Origin of the sequence: Psychrosphaera sp. 1_MG-2023, from assembly GCF_030548245.1 — a bacterium.
Lineage (GTDB): Bacteria > Pseudomonadota > Gammaproteobacteria > Enterobacterales > Alteromonadaceae > Psychrosphaera > Psychrosphaera algicola.
Genome location: NZ_JAUORW010000006.1, coordinates 49447 through 67183, shown reverse-complemented (window position 1 = coordinate 67183; position 17737 = coordinate 49447). Strand labels below are relative to the sequence as shown.

At 39.8% G+C, this 17737-nt stretch carries 15 protein-coding genes; 7 read left to right on the top strand and 8 right to left on the bottom strand.

The window, feature by feature from the left end; translation table 11 throughout:
• Positions 1 to 110: 110 nt before the first annotated feature.
• The 3 genes from Q4575_RS07175 (at position 111) to Q4575_RS07165 (ending at position 2015) form a co-directional block, all read left to right on the top strand.
• Positions 111 to 614 (top strand): nuclear transport factor 2 family protein, encoded by a 504-nt coding sequence (locus tag Q4575_RS07175; protein ID WP_303521934.1) that lies wholly within the window; start codon positions 111 to 113, stop codon positions 612 to 614.
• Positions 615 to 786: 172 nt separating this feature from the next.
• On the top strand, positions 787 to 1506 hold the full coding sequence (locus tag Q4575_RS07170; protein ID WP_303521932.1) for a pseudouridine synthase: 720 nt from the start codon (positions 787 to 789) through the stop codon (positions 1504 to 1506).
• A 158-nt stretch (positions 1507 to 1664) separates the two neighbouring features.
• On the top strand, positions 1665 to 2015 hold the full coding sequence (locus Q4575_RS07165; RefSeq protein ID WP_272180560.1) for a RidA family protein: 351 nt from the start codon (positions 1665 to 1667) through the stop codon (positions 2013 to 2015).
• 104 nt (positions 2016 to 2119) lie between these two features.
• Here the strand turns inward: Q4575_RS07165 and Q4575_RS07160 are convergent, their stop codons facing one another.
• From Q4575_RS07160 to Q4575_RS07150, 3 genes are all read right to left on the bottom strand, one after another.
• Positions 2120 to 2491, bottom strand: a complete 372-nt coding sequence (locus Q4575_RS07160) for a helix-turn-helix domain-containing protein (protein ID WP_303521928.1) — start codon at positions 2489 to 2491, stop codon at positions 2120 to 2122.
• 140 nt (positions 2492 to 2631) lie between these two features.
• Positions 2632 to 3381 carry an SIMPL domain-containing protein gene (locus tag Q4575_RS07155; protein ID WP_303521926.1) on the bottom strand — a complete coding sequence of 250 codons (750 nt, stop codon included), beginning with the start codon at positions 3379 to 3381 and terminating at the stop codon, positions 2632 to 2634.
• 86 nt (positions 3382 to 3467) lie between these two features.
• Positions 3468 to 6230 (bottom strand): ATP-binding protein, encoded by a 2763-nt coding sequence (locus Q4575_RS07150; RefSeq protein WP_303521925.1) that lies wholly within the window; start codon positions 6228 to 6230, stop codon positions 3468 to 3470.
• A gap of 369 nt (positions 6231 to 6599) precedes the next feature.
• Between Q4575_RS07150 and Q4575_RS07145 the strand changes: the two genes are divergently transcribed.
• The 4 genes from Q4575_RS07145 to Q4575_RS07130 all read left to right on the top strand — a co-directional run bounded on the left by Q4575_RS07145 (position 6600) and on the right by Q4575_RS07130 (position 11358).
• The gene (locus Q4575_RS07145) at positions 6600 to 7520 is read left to right on the top strand and encodes a lysylphosphatidylglycerol synthase domain-containing protein (protein WP_303521922.1); all 921 of its coding nucleotides are present in this window, start codon (positions 6600 to 6602) and stop codon (positions 7518 to 7520) included.
• Between the two features lie 144 nt (positions 7521 to 7664).
• Positions 7665 to 8780, top strand: a complete 1116-nt coding sequence (locus tag Q4575_RS07140) for a glycosyltransferase family 2 protein (RefSeq protein WP_303521920.1) — start codon at positions 7665 to 7667, stop codon at positions 8778 to 8780.
• Between the two features lie 2 nt (positions 8781 to 8782).
• Positions 8783 to 10447, top strand: coding sequence for a glycosyltransferase family 39 protein (locus tag Q4575_RS07135; RefSeq protein WP_303521918.1), 1665 nt, complete (start codon positions 8783 to 8785; stop codon positions 10445 to 10447).
• Between the two features lie 2 nt (positions 10448 to 10449).
• Entirely contained in the window at positions 10450 to 11358 is a 909-nt protein-coding gene (locus Q4575_RS07130) for a phosphatase PAP2 family protein (protein WP_303521916.1), read from the top strand.
• Between the two features lie 597 nt (positions 11359 to 11955).
• Here the strand turns inward: Q4575_RS07130 and Q4575_RS07125 are convergent.
• The 5 genes from Q4575_RS07125 to Q4575_RS07105 form a co-directional block, all read right to left on the bottom strand.
• Positions 11956 to 13218: an ammonium transporter gene (locus Q4575_RS07125; protein WP_215963907.1), complete on the bottom strand. Its 1263-nt coding sequence runs from the start codon at positions 13216 to 13218 to the stop codon at positions 11956 to 11958.
• 11 nt (positions 13219 to 13229) lie between these two features.
• Positions 13230 to 13568: a P-II family nitrogen regulator gene (gene glnK / locus Q4575_RS07120; RefSeq protein ID WP_215963908.1), complete on the bottom strand. Its 339-nt coding sequence runs from the start codon at positions 13566 to 13568 to the stop codon at positions 13230 to 13232.
• Between the two features lie 192 nt (positions 13569 to 13760).
• Positions 13761 to 14810, bottom strand: a complete 1050-nt coding sequence (locus Q4575_RS07115; protein ID WP_303521914.1) for an ABC transporter ATP-binding protein — start codon at positions 14808 to 14810, stop codon at positions 13761 to 13763.
• A gap of 37 nt (positions 14811 to 14847) precedes the next feature.
• Positions 14848 to 16473 carry an iron ABC transporter permease gene (locus Q4575_RS07110; protein WP_303522201.1) on the bottom strand — a complete coding sequence of 542 codons (1626 nt, stop codon included), beginning with the start codon at positions 16471 to 16473 and terminating at the stop codon, positions 14848 to 14850.
• Positions 16474 to 16589: 116 nt separating this feature from the next.
• Entirely contained in the window at positions 16590 to 17609 is a 1020-nt protein-coding gene (locus Q4575_RS07105) for an extracellular solute-binding protein (protein WP_215963910.1), read from the bottom strand.
• Between the last annotated feature and the right edge of the window lie 128 nt (positions 17610 to 17737).

The window sequence follows — 17737 nt, the reverse complement described above, 5'->3', positions numbered from 1 at the left end:
TTAAGGTTATTTGCTTAACTTTTTCCGCCGACTTATTTACCAATAATAAAAAGAAACCAAAATAGAAGACAGCAACAACACACTATTTAATAACAATAAGAGACAACATAATGATTAAGAAAAACGTTCTACTTACCCTACTTTCACCACTTGTATTAGCTGGTGCGATGTTATCTGGCATCGCGTCTTTTAACACAACAGCTCACGGAAATGAGCCACTTCCAAAAAGCAATCCGATGTTTGTCGGTATGGAAAGTGATGCTGCTGATGCAATAAACTCGTTTCATAAAGCCCTGCGCAGTGGTGATAAAAAAACGGCACGCGCATTTTTAGCCGACGATATTGTCATATTTGAAGGCAAGGGCGTTGAACGTTCTGCTGATGAATATGCAAATCATCACATGTTGTCAGACATGAAGTACCTCGCGGTTATTAATAGCAAAAAGCTAGAGCACCAAGTTTTTGTCAAAAACGACATGGCCTATTCGTTTTCACGCAGCAAAACAACGGGGACTTACAAAGACAAAACCGTTGATTATATTTCGTTAGAAACAATGACTTTAGTTAAAACAGATCAAGGTTGGAAAGCAACTCATATTCATTGGTCTAGATAAGATTACCCAAAACCATAAGGGCCCTCGTTGTTGAAGGCCCTTTGCATCACATCATTTTATCAAACGGCTTACAAGTGTTTAAAGATAAAGTCCTATTTGAGCAAGACCCGTAACCTACTTATCCGTATACTAGGTTTCGAATTTTAAATTAGAAACAATTACACCACCCCCTATGCGCCTTGACCGTTTTATATGTAAAAGTACCCAACTTACCCGCGAAGAAGCGCGAACAGCCGTTACAGAAGGACGAGTAGTCGTAAACAACGTCGTTGATATACATGAAGCCTATCAAGTTCATGAAAACAACATGATTACGTTAGACGGTGAGTTATTAACACCACGAGCTTCACGGTATTTGATGTTGCATAAGCCTGCAGGTTTTATCAGTTCAAACGTCGACGCACGTTATCCATCGCTATTTCACCATGTCGATATTAGCGACAAAGACAACTTACACATTGCTGGCCGCTTAGATAGAGATACCACAGGCTTGGTATTAATTACCGATGACGGCCGTTGGTCGTTTAATATTATTTCCCCGGATACACACTGCCCTAAACGATATCGAGTGTCGTTGCGCAATCCAATTACGGTAGAGGCAATCGAGCAACTGCAAAATGGCGTTTTGTTGGATGGCTTAGACACGCCAACGCGTCCAGCAATTTTGGAAGTGATCACGGACCAAGAAGTATTACTCACGATTACTGAAGGTAAATACCATCAAGTTAAGCGTATGTTCGCTGCTGTTAGAAATAAAGTGGTGACATTACATAGGGAAAAAGTGGGTAACTTAGAACTCGATATTCCAGAGGGGCAATGGCGATATTTGACGCCAACAGAAGTCAATTATTTTCAGCAAGAAGCGGATACCAGTGAAATTTCAAAACCCTAAATAATTATCACGGTGTAGAACATTTCAAAATTGTTGCATTGGCTTCTTTACCTACTATAACCATTCGCCATAAGGTCAAATTGAACCTTATTTTGGCGCACTGTATATTTCTGTTCTAATCGGCGTAATCAACACACTCTTAACACTAGGACATTCCTTTGACAATAGAACGCATCGAAACCAAACAACGTATGAGCCGCATCGTTAAACATAACGGGACTATTTATCTATGTGGTCAAGTCTGTGCGGACGCGAGCAAAGACATCACCGAACAAACACAAACAATGTTGGATAAAGTCGATACCTTGTTAGCAGACGCTGGCAGCGATAGAGAGCACATATTATCCGCAACAATCTACATCAAAGACATGGCTGACTTTGCGGCGATGAACGACGTTTGGGATAACTGGGTGCCAACTGGGTTTGCACCAGCACGCGCTTGTGTAACCGCAAATATGGCTCGCGAAGCACTGTTAGTGGAAATATCGGTAATAGCTGCTGAAAAATAATTACAGGTTCAAAACGCGTTAAGTTAAGCAATAACTAAAGTGCCGTATCTATTTAAATACGGCATTTTCTATTGGCTCACTTAATTATCGTTTTGCTAAATCTATTACGATTGTTTAAATTTCTTTAGTAAACTTTTACCGTAATCAATCGCCTTGCGTTCAATTTTAGTTAATGGGTCAGCTTGTTCTTTTTTCGGCGTTTGAAAAATTGATTTAGCAAACCTAATGGCTTCTTTTTCAAATGTGTTTAGTTTTACCGACCCCAATGTTTCTGAATTTTTTGTCGTGTCCATCTTTTGCTCCTGAATTAAGCCTGTAATTGACGTTTCAAAAACAGCAGCAAGACACTTTAAAGATTCCGCACCGACACTTTTTCCACTCTCGACTCGTTGAATAGTCCGAGCGCTTAAACCTGAATGAAGGGCTAGTTCTTCTTGAGTCCACCCTTTTCCCAATCGACGCTGTTGAATACTCATCCGTTTCCCTTGTGCTGTTTGATGTCTATTTATGACAGTCTTTGAGGTGATTAAACACGACAAAACGGCGACAAAAGCTGTTTTGTCGACGACAACCAGACATTAAATTCGATAAACGCCGCTAACAATTGCGCTGTTGATTATTCAACCTTAAAACTAACAGATACTTTGGCTTTGTATTTCAGCTCTTCAAATGAGGCTTTAGACATGGGATTTATGTCTGACGAATAATTGCTTTTTTCTTTTGAACGTCGATACGCCATTACTTCGATAACTTCTATATCGTGTTCAGGGTTTGCATTGTTGTCACTAAAGCTAATGGGGACCAACTTAATACCAAGTTTTTCTGAATAAAATTGTTTTTCTTTCAATACATTGTCTAAAGCCTGAGCTTTTACTTTTTCAATGTACTCTGCTTTTTTTGAATGTTCGTATTCTGTTTTTAACAGCGTCACTTCACGATTTTGATCAACCACTTTTGCTATGCTTTCCATAGCGCTTTCTGAGTTGATCCGAATGGCAATAACGTTGCTCACTTTATAACTGTCAGGTTTATCCCCAAACCAGCCATAATCTGGTGACGTTGAAAATTTAGAATTATTAATATTTTTCAATTCAATGCCGGCATTGGTAAGCATCGATGAAATTTTTGCTCTTAATTTAGAATTTTTGTTTAAGGCTACAGATAATTTATCATCTTCCGTTGTCGCCACTAAGCTGATAATTGCAATGTCCTTAAACACAACTTCTTCGGCGGTTCTTGTTATCGTAATGATATTTTCACTTGGATGAAGAAATCGCTTTAATTCATCGGGACTGCCTTTCAGTTCAGGTGCCGACAATGCATTAAAAGAAAAAATAGCTGCGAGTATTAATATTGATTTGTTCAAATTCAACTCCATTGTTTATGAATAAATTAAAGCAATTGCTTATCAAAGCGCATTGCTTAGATAACCATCTCCATTAAAAAAATAGCCTACAAAATCTGTTGAATTGTTGATTTCAATTTCTCTGTATCTATTGGTTTAGCGATAAAACCGTTCATGCCCGCTACCAAACATTTCTCTTCATCACCTTTCATTGCATTGGCGGTTAACGCAATAATTGGAATGTTTTTGTTTTCTGGGCAGACTTCACCAATTCTAATAATTTGTGTTGCTTCTAGCCCATCCATTTCAGGCATTTGACAATCCATTAGCACCAAATCAACACGTCGTAAATCTTTTAGGGCGTCTAATGCCTCAAGTCCATTGTTAGCAACGGTTACAATACAACCAAGGTTGGTCAACAGATTTTGCGCAACGAGCTGATTAATCTTGTTATCTTCAACTAAGAGGATGTTTAACCCTGAGAGTTCAATATCCGAACTTTGAACTTTAATCGGAGCGGCTTTGATTTTCTCTTTACCAACTGGGAATACAAAAGAGGCGACAAAGTTGCTGCCCTCTCCAACAGTGCTTGTCACTTTGAGATCACCTCCCATTAGCCCACACAACTGTTTAGATATGGATAATCCCAATCCAGTTCCACCGTACTTTCGTGTTGTCGATTCATCTGCTTGAGTAAAGGCATTGAATAATGAGGCAATTTTTCTGTCGTCGATACCTATTCCAGTATCTAATACTGATAATTCAACTTTTCGAACTTGGCCTGTCACCTCAGTTTTTAAACTAATTCGGATTTCACCTTGGCTTGTAAATTTAATCGCGTTTGAAAGCAAATTAGTAAGTACCTGCCTAACTCGCATTGGGTCACCGACACTCCATAACGGATCAGCTTGATCAAAATCAAGAACCAATTCAACGCCATTACCTTCCAACAAATATCCTTGTGTAGAAGCAACTTCTGCAACAAGCGCGCTTAGCGCAAAATCCATTTTTTCAAACGAGACTTTCCCAGCATCAAGTTTCGATAAATCTAAAATATCGTTGATTAAACTTAAAAGCGCTTTAGCACTGGTTTGGGCTATATCGACTTTATGTTTTTGCCCTTCATCAAGATCGGTAAACGTCAGCAATTCCAACATCCCCAATACGCCGTTCATTGGCGTTCGGATTTCATGACTCATATTGGCCAAGAACTTTGATTTTGCCTTATTTGCGTGATTCGCCTCATAGAGCGCAATTTCTAATTCATGGGTTTTATCTGCGACTATTTTTGTTAAGTTTTTATTCAAAACAGCCAACTGCTGATTCGCCGACTGAGTTTCGAGTGTCGCCAATCGGACTTTATTTAAGGTGTCCCCTAACGTTTCTGAAAAACGCTGAATAATTGGGATCATCTGATTAAATTCGGTAATAAAAGACGATTTAATATCAAGTTTCATCTGTTCAAAATTTTTGTTTTCTGAGGCATTAGCCACTGTCCTGGTCAATTCCATTATTGGTCTACTGACTTTTCTAGCCACTGTTAACATGATGAAATATAAAGCAATGATAAATATTCCTAAGATCGAAAGTGACCCAACAGCCATCTTAGAAATATGTTGTTCGTAGAGGTTTCGAGGTAATAGCACCATAATCTGCCAACCCGTATCTTCAATGGTTGAACTCTCAACTATAAGGTAATCGCCGAGTTCATCTTTGAAGTAATAATTTTTTGGATCGGCAATGTGCTTAAACATTAACGAATTAGACATGTCCTGTAACAACTCAAGTTGCAAAGGACTGGAACTGAAAACCACTTTATTTTTGTCATCTAGTACAATCATTGTTTGACTTTCGTCGATGCGTCGACGGTCAAAGTCAGCAAAAATTGACAGATCTAACGATGCCTCATAGATCCCAGCAAAGCTGTCGTTTTTGATAATTGGCACCGACAGAGCGACAATCGTATCGTTCCCAAAACCCGTGCCGATAAATACGTCTGAAATAACTGGCCTAGATTGTAATTTTGCATCGATAAAATAATCTCTGTGGCTAACATTTGTATTCTGCCCGACACCATCCATTAAATAGGAGGGATAAGCCGCGATAATGTTGCCTAACTTATCCGTCGCTAACATCGTTAAAAAATCAGGATGTTGCTCTGCGACTATTTGCAGTCGACTGTTTTGTACGTCGGTAGAATTGTCGTCATGGGTTTTTGCTAAAATTTGCAAACTACGCTTGCCGCTGGAAAAGTATCTTCTCACCTGCGCTGCAACATGCTCAGATTCTAACGAGAGTTGTGTTTGCAATTCGCTTAATTTTTCATTTTGAGTTTGATTTAGCCAAAAATAAGCATTTGCAAATACAGCAAAAGTAACCGAATAAATAACGCTTAAAGAAATGAACGAGCTTAAACGTAAAGGTCGTAATACTCGACCTTTTATCCAAATACTTAAACCATGGGCTAACGCAAAACCAATAAGTAAGTTTATGACGCCGTTTACAACGAACTTGATGACAATTGCGACCTTAGTAATGTAAAGATAATCTGTGAAACTAAAAAACAAAAATGCGACGGTCGCTGCCCCAAATGTAATCCAGTAAATCCCGCCCCAAGTGAGTGGAGACTTAGACTTACGAACGCAGTAATAGACAACTAATACTTCAAATAAAAATGGCGGGACAACCAAAAAATGTCCCCAATTGAGGTAAGTCACACAGGAAGCAACGACGGATGTGATAATTCCAATTACGCCGCCAAATACTATAGTCAACGCCACCGCAATGACGTTTCCAAAGATCAGTGACGCACCAGAAAACAATGGTAAAGGGAAGTAATTAGCGAGTGCGGCGAAAATTATTAGGCTCACTATAAGTAGCTTTTTTAACGCCGAGAGATTTCCAAATTTTATAGTTTCTAACACAAATAAAATACAGCCTTTGCAAAGTTACTCTACACCATAACCATTATTACTTTACTCGACAAATTTAATTGCCACTTTTTGCCTAATAAATTTCACGACAAAAGGTAAATTAAATGAATTTATTATGACTGTAAGCAACTTAACAAATTGGTTTGTGCAATTGGGAGTAATTGACTCTTTATGTTTACGTTTAGTTCGATATTGTAGTTAAGTAATATCTAAGAAAAACACGATTTAAGTATTAGTAAAGAGTTATTAGAAACGGCTGGTAAACTGTCACAATAATGTAAAAGGCTCTAGGTAAACTCTGTTGTTATGAAAAAAATATTATTTTACCTAGCCTCTTTTCTAATTTTTATTGCCACAATATATATCACTGAAAAAAATATTGGCTGGCGAACAATTATTGTCAGTTTAGCGGATATCCCGTTACAAACTCTTAGCGGGTTAGTTGCCTTGAGCATTCTCAACTACGTATTAAGAATGTGGCGAATTCGTTGGAGTTTACAACTGCCTAGCAACGCGTCGGTCACTGTTTTTTACATCACCACTAGCCATAATTTATGGAACATATTGATGCCGATGCGTCTAGGAGAAGCAAGCTTTCCACTGTTAATAAAACAACATTTTGCAATCGATTACGTCACATCAAGTAGTCATTTACTGTTGTTTAGGCTACTCGATCTCGCTGTTTTATTGAGTATATTTGTCCTGACGCTTTGTTTAGTCACAGTGCCTATGATGTTTATTCCTTGCTTAGTGGTCATTACACTCATGTTCTGGGCAGCACCGTATTTACTCTCTTTAATTTCCGTTACATTAAAAAAAACGCAATTTTCAGTTGGCCAAAGAGTTGCTTTAGCCCTAGAACAACTGAGTGGTAACCAACATCAGCTCGCGTTAATTTCCATTACAACATGGGGCATTTGGGCCCTTAAACTGCTGGCCTTTGTGTTGTTTTGTATATTCGCCAGTGGTTTACCTGCTTTTGATGCACTGATGAGTATCATTATTGCCGACCTATCTTCCATTTTGCCGATACATGGGTTTGCTGGCACAGGCACCTTTGAGGGGGCTTTTGTATTGGGTGGGTTGCAAACTGGAGCGACGACTGACGCATTATTGCAGGCCGCTGTTCAGTTACACCTTTATCTAATCTTTGTGGCAACCTTAGCAACATTCATTGGTTATTGCTTACATCTAATGGTGCCTACGACATTAAAAACGGCCAAATAAAAACCGAAGGTTTAAGATTCCAACGCAGCTCTTAATGTCACCAAATTGTCATTTGAGGTTCAACTGTTGTTAACTTCCCGTTCAACTTAATGTCACGTTAATTTCATAGATTTGTTGCAAATAACAGCAGTCAACGGAATTAACATGACCTCTCATGCCACCAATGCTCAACCAACGACACGCTCGAACTCGAGTTCATATGTGTCTCCAACACCTAAAATAAACCTGTCGCTTGTTGTGCCATTGTATAAAGAGCAGGACAACATCCATCCCCTATTTACTCGGATCCAAAATGCACTGGGCCCAACACAGTTTAACTGGGAAGTTATTTGCGTCGACGATGGCAGCCCAGATGCAACACTCAGTGAATTACACAGCGCAAATAAGCAGTTTGGTGAACATTTTAGAATAGTGGAATTGCAACGAAATTTTGGCCAAACCGCTGCTATGCAAGCGGGTATCGACGTGGCTCGTGGCGACATCATCGTAACCATGGATGGCGACCTTCAAAACGATCCTGCTGATATTCCGCGCATGGTAAGTGAGTTACAAGAACGTAATTTAGATATGTTGCAAGGCTGGCGTAAAGCCAGAAAAGACAATTGGTTACTGCGAAAACTACCTTCAAAAATAGCCAATAAACTTATCGCTAAGATCACCGGCGTTAAACTCAAAGATTATGGCTGTAGCCTTAAAGTCTATCGTGCGGGTGTGATTAAACAGATTAGATTATTTGGCGAAATGCATCGTTTTATTCCGGCCTGGGTTGCGTCGGTGACAAAACCTTCGCGCATTGGGGAAACTCAAGTGACTCATCATAGTCGTCAATTTGGTGAATCAAAATATGGGTTATCTCGAACATTTAGAGTACTACTCGACCTATTATCCGTGTCATTTTTTATTAAATTTGCAGCACGTCCCGGTCACTTTTTTGGCTATGTAGGCCTGACATTGCTTACCATTGGTGGGCTAATCATGAGTTATCTCGCCGGTCTAAAATTTATATTAGGCGAAGACATCGGCGGTCGCCCAATGTTTTTCATCGGGATCCTCTTCTTAATAGCAGCGCTACAGATGTTAACAACAGGCGTATTAGCCGAAATCATGTCTCGCGTTTTATTCCAATCGACCAATACTAAAGGGTACAGCATTAGAAACTCAGTAGTCGTGCCGGCCGATGCATGCTGGTCAGCACCGAGCCACAGCCAACTCGATACATCGACGAACAGCTCAAATGAAGTAAAAACAGGCACATGTTAATTATGTTCAAAGTTAAATGTGACCTCGTTCAAAACCCGATATTTTTGCTACTCGTGGTATTTATTGCGTTTTTTCTCAACCTTGGTGGGGTGCCGTTATTTGACCTTGATGAAGGCGCGTTTGCCGAAGCAACACGGGAAATGCTGGTAACAAGCAATTTTTCTGCGACGTATTTAGACGGACAACCACGGTACGATAAACCAATATTCAGTTACTGGATGCAGGCGATATCAATATCCATCTTTGGCTTAAATGAATGGGCCGTTAGATTGCCTTCAGCTTTGGCAGGTTCTTTATGGCTGCTGGCTGGATATCGCTTTGCAAAAGAGCAATGGGATGAATCGAGTGCACGCTATTTTGTCGCCGCGATGAGTTTAATATTGTGGGTAATGATCATTGCAAGAGCAGGCACAGCTGACGCTTGGCTAAATCTTTTTGTGTCACTTACCCTATTTAATATGTGGCGATTTAGCCAAAACCCTAGTCGTATTTTATTACTTTCTGTTTATTTTTGGATGGCGTTAGGATTATTAACAAAAGGCCCTGTCGCGGCACTCATTCCCTTGTTAACTGGTGTAATAGCTTTTGCCTTACAGGGAAAATTGACTTTATTTTTTCGTGCTTTGGTTAATCCATTGGGTTGGATCGTATTGCTAGTTGTGGTGAGTCCTTGGTTAATTATGGTTTATCAAGAGCAAGGACTGGGCTTTTTCCATGGTTTTATTTTTGAGCACAACCTCAATCGATTTAGCCAAACCAAAGAACAGCATGGCGGCCAACTATATTACTATTTTATCTTGTTGCCTGTTATTTTATTGCCGTTTTCCAGCGCCCTGTTTGCGTTAATATATCGAATTAAAACGTACTGGAAAAAGCCATTAGAACAATTTTTGCTGATCTGGTTTTTAGTCGTTTTGACCCTTGTTTCGCTGTCAAAAACTCAGCTTCCCCATTATGTGTTGTATGGTTTGCCAGGGATTGTTTTAATTATCGCTCACCATCGTACCGAGCTGTTACGTCACATAGCGGGATTGGCGTTCCCTCTAATATTTATTTTTATATGTGCGATATTGCCGCTACTGTTTCCGTATTTTGTCACTGACAATTTGTCTTACGACATGGCGCTGCTAAAACAGTACGACCAGTTTTTTAATGTTCGATATTTAGTATGCAGCGGTATTTTGCTTGGCCTCGCATTATCTTTAACGTTTTTAATTAAAGATTCGATGGCAAATCGAACCATCTATGTTGGTGTTATTCAATCTATTTTTGTTTTCACCCTACTGATCGAAGCTATTGCCGGTTTGCAGCAACTTCCAGTTTATAACGCTGCGTTACATAAAAACCCTCAAAACAAACCCATAATTGCGTATCAAATAAGAATGCCGAGTTTTAGTGTTTATCGAGAGCAAGTCACTCCGACTCGCTCACCACAAATTGGCGATCGGGTGTTTACTAAAATAGACAAAATTGCCGAGCTTAAACTCGCCATAGCCGATTTAACTCCTGTCGCTGAGCTTCAGGTTGTTTTTAAGCAAGGCGGTATTGTTTTAGTTGATATTAACTTTGCTCAGTCAGCTTTTAGGATGTCGACATCAGCCGTACCGACAACTCTGTTTTCCACATTTAAGTCCCGACAACTAATGCCACTCGGCGATAAGAATTAATCATGACCTCGTTATTTCAACAAATTATTTCTAATCTGAAATTTGCCCAATTACGTCAGGAACTTGCCGTTGCAAAGCGCTTGTTCATTCTCAATTTTCAATCGAAAAAGTTACTGTCGTTGCTCCATACTGCATTAGCCTTTATTGCCATCTCCGCCATTTTATTTGCGTCAAATGGCTACCATACAGGGTTTCAAACCATCAATAATGTGTCTGGGTATTTACCTGAAAGTTTGTTGCAAATAATAACCTTTTTAGGAGATTCCACCGTCGCATTGGCTTTGATGCTATTTTTTGCACGTAAGAACCCAGCAACTTTGTGGGTTGTATTTGTTGCCGCCATAATTGGCATGATGATAAGCCATGGAATGAAAGACTACTTTGCTATGTTGCGGCCCGCATCTGTACTAGCGTCAACTGAGTTTTATATTATTGGAAAGCCGGTTTATCTCGGTAGCTTTCCGTCAGGCCACTCGTTAACCATATTTGTTTTTGTCGCTACCTTGATGTACTTTTCGAGCCGAAAACAAACACAGCTTTGGCTATTGTTATTTGGTATGACAATCTCTCTAAGTCGGGTACTTGTCGGCGCTCATTGGCCAATTGACATTTTAATCGGGTCTGCACTAGGCCTCATTTCTACCGTTTTAGCTGTGACGATATGTCAGCGATTCACTATTGGATTTAACCTCGTTATTCATTTGCTCCTGCTGACCTTACTATTCGCGGCAGGCTTAAGTTTATTTCAACATGATGGGGGCTATCCACTCGCAGCTGATTTTGCAAAGCTCTTAGCTTGGTTCACTTTGTTTGTTGTGATTAAAGATTACGGATTAAACAACGTCATAACTAAAACACTAGCAAGTACTCACTTGTTACATAAAATGCATAAAATAAAACGAAATAACTAATATTGGCTCATTTGTAGATATTATAGGTTTTGGTAGCAGTTACTCAAATAGGCCGGCTAAATAGCAAGTGCTGTTTGAATTACTCTTTTCATTGCTGACAAACGGTTATTTACAGTTGTGTTGCCAGTAAGGGACTCTGTTAATGGTAGGAAAGCGCCAGCAAATTTGGGACTAATCAAATTGAAATGCCAGCGCTTTCCTGAAACTAGAATGCCCAACGGTTTTTTCTAAGTCTTTATTTGTGTCAAATATAAAATTAATAATTTCCCAATATCCCAATTTGAGATACTAAAAAACATGTTGTAAACCAGTCAATTAAAGTGACGGTGGGTCAATAATTAAATTAGTGTTGAACATTTGGAGATATCAAACAGGGTGTTATATCCCGTTTCTAATCAGCATGAAACTCCACTTAGAGCTCAAATATGGTGAGGGCTAGATTCAAAAAAGCCCACTCAATGAGTGGGCTTTGATAAAGATTTACTATGCGACTCTGTTTATATCGCCGCTAGGAACTGTAACTTCCATGTTACCTAAATCCATTTAGTTCCTATTTTTCATTCCTTTATTAAATCTTAGTTTGTGTAGTTTCAAATGTTACTTCGAAGAACCAACGAACTCAGGGTAAGCTTCGATACCACATTCAGAGCGGTCAACACCTTCGTATTCTTGCTCTTCAGTAACACGGATGCCCATCACAGCTTTAAGTGCGAACCAAACGATGAAGCTAGTTACGAATACCCATCCGAAGATAGTTGCTGCACCGATGATTTGACCACCTAGAGTTGCGTCGCCATTTGTAATTGGAACTAATAGAAGACCTAGTAGACCAACAACACCGTGAACAGAAATCGCACCAACTGGATCATCAATCTTAACTTTGTCTAACGACGTGATTGAGATAACAACTAAGATACCGCCTAAAGCACCAAACAATGTTGCTTGTAATGGTGTAGGAGTTGAAGGCTCAGCAGTAATTGTTACTAGACCAGCCAACGCGCCGTTAAGTGCCATTGTAAGGTCAGCTTTCTTGAATAAGATAGCAGCTAGAACTAGAGCAGCAATCGCACCACCAGCAGCCGCGGCATTAGTGTTTAAGAAAACAACCGCAACAGAGTTTGCACTACCGATATCGCCAAGTTTAAGAACTGAACCACCGTTAAAGCCAAACCAACCCATCCACAAGATGAATGTACCTAATGTTGCCATTGGCATGTTCGCACCTGGGATTGCGTTAACTTTACCTTCTTTAGTGTATTTACCTTTACGAGCGCCTAGTAATAATACACCTGAAAGAGCAGCAGCTGCACCGGCCATATGAACGATACCAGAACCTGCGAAGTCAACCATAGTCAGAGAGTAAAGACCAAATACTTCTTGTCCACCCCAAGTCCATGAACCTTCCATTGGGTAGATGAAACCAGTCATTACAACTGCGAATGCTAAGAATGCCCAAAGTTTCATACGCTCTGCAACCGCACCAGATACGATTGACATAGCAGTTGCAACAAACACAACTTGGAAGAAGAAGTCAGAAGCACCAGAGTAGATAGAGCCACCAACAAAACCGTCTTCACGTGCAGCAAATTCGCCTAATGTCGCATCAACGTCAACGCTTTCGATACCCGATAAGAAGATACCGCCGTCATACATGATTGCGTAACCGCAAACTAAATACATGATGCAAGAGATTGCAAATAGCGCAACGTTCTTTGTTAAAATTTCTGTTGTGTTTTTCGAACGAACCAAACCAGCTTCTAACATTGAGAAACCAGCAGCCATCCACATGACTAAAGCACCACAAACTAAGAAATAGAATGTGTCCATAGCATATTGTAAGTGAAATATATTTTGTTCCATGATCCGACTCCTTAAATCGCTTCGCCGTCAGTTTCACCAGTACGAATACGTACCGCTTGAACTAACTCTGATACAAATATTTTACCGTCACCAATTTTTCCGGTGTTGGCAGCTTCTGCGATAACTTCAACTAAACGCTCAGCGTTTTCGTCTGAAGTTGCGATTTCTAATTTAACTTTAGGTAAGAAGTCGACTTGATATTCCGCGCCGCGGTATAATTCAGTGTGACCCTTCTGACGACCGAAACCTTTAACTTCAGTAACAGTAAGACCTTCTACGCCTACTTCACTGATGGCTTCGCGTACATCATCAAGTTTAAATGGCTTGATTATGGCAGTGACCAGTTTCATTGTTGTTTCCTTTATATTTTTGTTTATTATTTTATCGCATTGTATTAAGAAAGATCAGTGCCACAAGTTTAAATGATTGATATAAAAGAGGTTTTTGGTTTTTTCATTAACTAGATAACAAAAAACGCCCCAATATGGGGCGTTTAGCAATGTCAATTTGGTGCAGGAATAGGATTAGAAATTTATGCGTTTTTAAGGGGCACTAGGGTGTTCTAAAAAGACCGCAGATACGTTTGTATCCACCTTGATTTTTACGGTTTTATCGAGAAAAGAATACACAGTTCGGACTTTAATAGACTGCCCAAACCATTCGATAGTCGACTCAAAGTACTGGCCAACAAATCGTTCTTTCGTTACTTTTATTTTTGAATCTAGGCTAAATTCTAAACGTAAATGATGTGGTCGCAGGTAGATATCAACATATTGTCCAACCATAGATTCTATTGATGATTCACCGCAATAAGCTATTTCGCCAAGTTCTGACGATAACCTATGCGCAGACGCTACTTGCGTTCTAAGCCATAGCCCTTCCCCTAAAAACTCTGCGACAAACCGTGTTTTAGGATAGTTAAATAAACGTTCGGCTGTATCTATTTGTTCTATTTGTCCTTCGTTTAATACCGCAATACGATCACAAAAAGCAAAAGCTTCATCTTGGTTATGTGTAACAAAAAGCGCGGAGGTATTTTGGTCTTTAAGCAAGGTTCTAATATCGGCAATCAACTCGAACCGAAACTGCGGGTCGATGTTGGAAAATGCTTCATCGAACAACAAAATATTTGGTTTACAGGCAAGCGCTCGAACGATGGCGATTCTTTGTTGCTGTCCACCTGACAGCTGATGTGGGTATTTACCGCGGCTTGAGGATAATTTAATAAGCGCCAGCATTTCTGTTACGCGCTCTAAGCGTTTTTCTTTAGGTAAATGACCTAACCCAAACGCAACATTTTCTTCAACGGTTAAATGCGGAAACAACGCGTAGTCTTGAAATATCAGACCGACATTGCGCTTTTCCGTTGGCAAGTTGAGTTTGTCACTTAGTACTAATGTATCGCCAATATTTACCGTCCCTGAAACGTCTTCAAGCAGTCCTGCAACGGCTTTAAGAACGGTACTCTTGCCGCCGCCTGAAGGACCAAATAATGCCACGATTTCACCTGGCTCAATTTGCAGGTTCAATTTTTTAATGACAGGTTGGTTCTGGTAACTTACTTCGAGATTTTGAATGTTTAAAACTGACATGACATTTCCAACTACGTGTTAACTCAAAACCATTTTGCTAATGAGAGTCGATAGAACGATTTAATAAAATTAACGGAACGAGTCCAACAAGGACAATTAAAATGGCCCCTAAAGCAGCTATTTCAAGCTGCTCGTCACTCGCAAATTGATAGACATAGGTTGGTAGAGTTTGAAAATCAAATGGCCTAAGCAATAGCGCTGCTGGCAGCTCTTTCATACTTTCAACGAAGATCAACAATGACGCAACTAATGCGCTTTTACGAATTAGCGGCAGATGAACTTTCGATAATAATTTCACACCACCTTGCCCCATTGTTTTAGACACCATGTCTAGTGACGGGCTAATTTTCATGTAACTGGCTTCTACGCTTTTATTTGCGATAGCAACAAATCGAACCAAATGAGCAAGTATAATGGCGATAATAGAGCCACTTAACAATAAACCTGGCCCCTGCATTCCGAACGACTCCGCAATTTCATTGATGCTCGTATCTAAAAAGCTCAATGGAATAAGCACACCTATCGCCATAACCGTACCTGGAATTGCATAACCTGTGCTCGCAAGTTTTAAACTAAACTTTTGAGCCGGATATGGGCGACAACGTAAAATAAAGTTTAATACTACCGACAAAGCAAGCGCGGCGATCGCGGCAATCGCAGCAATCAAAATACTATTAAACGCATAAGTCATGATCCCCGTTGACCAGGATTCTGCATAGTAATCGAGTGCATACCCAACTAGGACCGCGGCGGGAACAACAAATGCGATGATTAAAATTAGACTGCAAAAACAAAAGGCTATAATGCTCTGTTTAGTTGAAAGCTGATACATTAACTTTTGTTGACTAACCTTAGCATCTGCGCCGGTTTGTTTTTTACCGTTCTGTAGTCGTTCAACGTACAAAAGCATAAACATACCGAGCACCATAATTGACGACAACTTTGCCGCCGAGCCTAAATCATAATGCCCTAACCAAGTGTCATAAACGGCTGTAGTTAATGTACTTACCGCAAAATAATGAACTGTTGCAAAATCCGCCATACTTTCCATCATTACCAGAGCAACACTAGCGATAATGGCATTTCGGGCTACTGGTAAAGAAACTTTAAAGAAGCAGCGGAGTGGCGATTGTCCCAGCGTTCTAGCGGCATGAGTTAACGCGGCATTTTGTTCCAAAAAACTAGCACGAACCATTAAATAAATATAAGGGTACAGCACTAAAGCCAGCATCAGTGACGCGCCTTCAATACTGCGGATATCAAAAAACCAATAGTCATTTGGTGATTGCCAGCCGAACCAACTTCTTAACGCTATTTGAATTGGTCCCGCGTAGTCGAGCAAATCAGTATAGGTATAAGCCACTAAATAAGCTGGCATAGCTAAGGGCAAAACAAGCGCCCATTTAAAAAACGATTTGCCTTTAAATTCACAAACAGACATTAACCAAGCTAAGGGCACACCTATTAACAGGGCTAAAAAACCTACTGAAAACACCAATATTAAAGTATTTACAATATAGTCGCCTAGAACAGTTTGCTTTATATACTCAAAACTTTCACCTTCACCAACAATGGCCTCGTAAAACAAAGCGAACAAAGGCGTTGATAATAAAACAGCGAGAAGCAACCCACCTAAATGAACTTTAGAGAGTGTTCTGAAAATAGAAACGACTAAGGCAGCCAATCGGCTGCCTTTTGCATGTTCTGTTATTTTTTGTGGCTGAGGCAACGTTTCCGCAACGGCCTCACTACCTGATATTCCTAATGACAATGTGTGCCCTACAGATCAAATTTTACCTTATCAACTAAACGCAAAGCCGCTTGGCGGTACTGTGCAATTTGAGTTAATGGCAATGTATCTTCTTTAAATTTACCCCAGCTCGCCACAAGTTCAGATGGTTCAACATTTGGGTTAACTGGGTATTCCATATTTAACGACGCATAAGCTTGTTGTGCTTTCTCTGACGCTAAAAATGCAATTAACAATTTGGCATTTTCACTATGCGGAGCAAACTTTGCAACAACTGCACCCGAAACATTAATGTTTACGCCACGATCGTTTTGATTTGGAAACACAATATTGACCGCTTCGGCCCAAGGTTTTTGGTCTTCATTCGTTAGCATTTTACCAAAATAATAACTGTTGCCTAACGATACATCACAAAGCCCTTCTTTAATTGCTTTTACTTGAGCACGGTCATTACCCTGTGGTTTACGAGCTAGATTGGCTTTAACACCGCGTAGCCATTGTTCCGTAGCTGCTTCACCTTTATGTGCGATAAACGACGAAATCAAACCAATATTGTATGGATGTTTGCCACTACGTGTACAAATTTTACCATCGAAGTCTGCTGAACCTAAATCTTCATAAGTTAGATTAGACGGATTAGCAATTTTGGCTTTAGATGCATATATGTTGCGAACACGTTTTGTTAATGCAACCCAATGGCCATTTTCATCACGAAAATGTGCAGGTACCGACTGATCTATTTCAGCTGACTGAAATGATTGAGTTAATCCTTCGTCTTTTAATTGCAATAATTTACTAAAATTAGATGTTAGAACAACATCCGCAGGACTGTATTTCCCTTCGCGCTTAATACGTTCAATTAAGCCGCTTTTAGCAAACACCACTTTAGTTTTAATGCCCGTTTGATCGGTAAACTGCTGCAACAAAGGTTCAATTAAAAATGACTGTCGAAACGAATAAACATTTACCGTTTTATCATTTGATCCACTGTCTTTAGCAACAGCTGTTAAACAAGTTAACCCTAGGAAAATAGCGACCAATTTTTTCATGTTTTTAAGCACTTCTATCTAATTGCGAATAATTCTCATTCATTTTAAACATCACAATAAAAATGTACAGAAATAATTTGTTCCAATTGATTCCTTTTCGATACAACGGAATTTACTGAGAATGATAA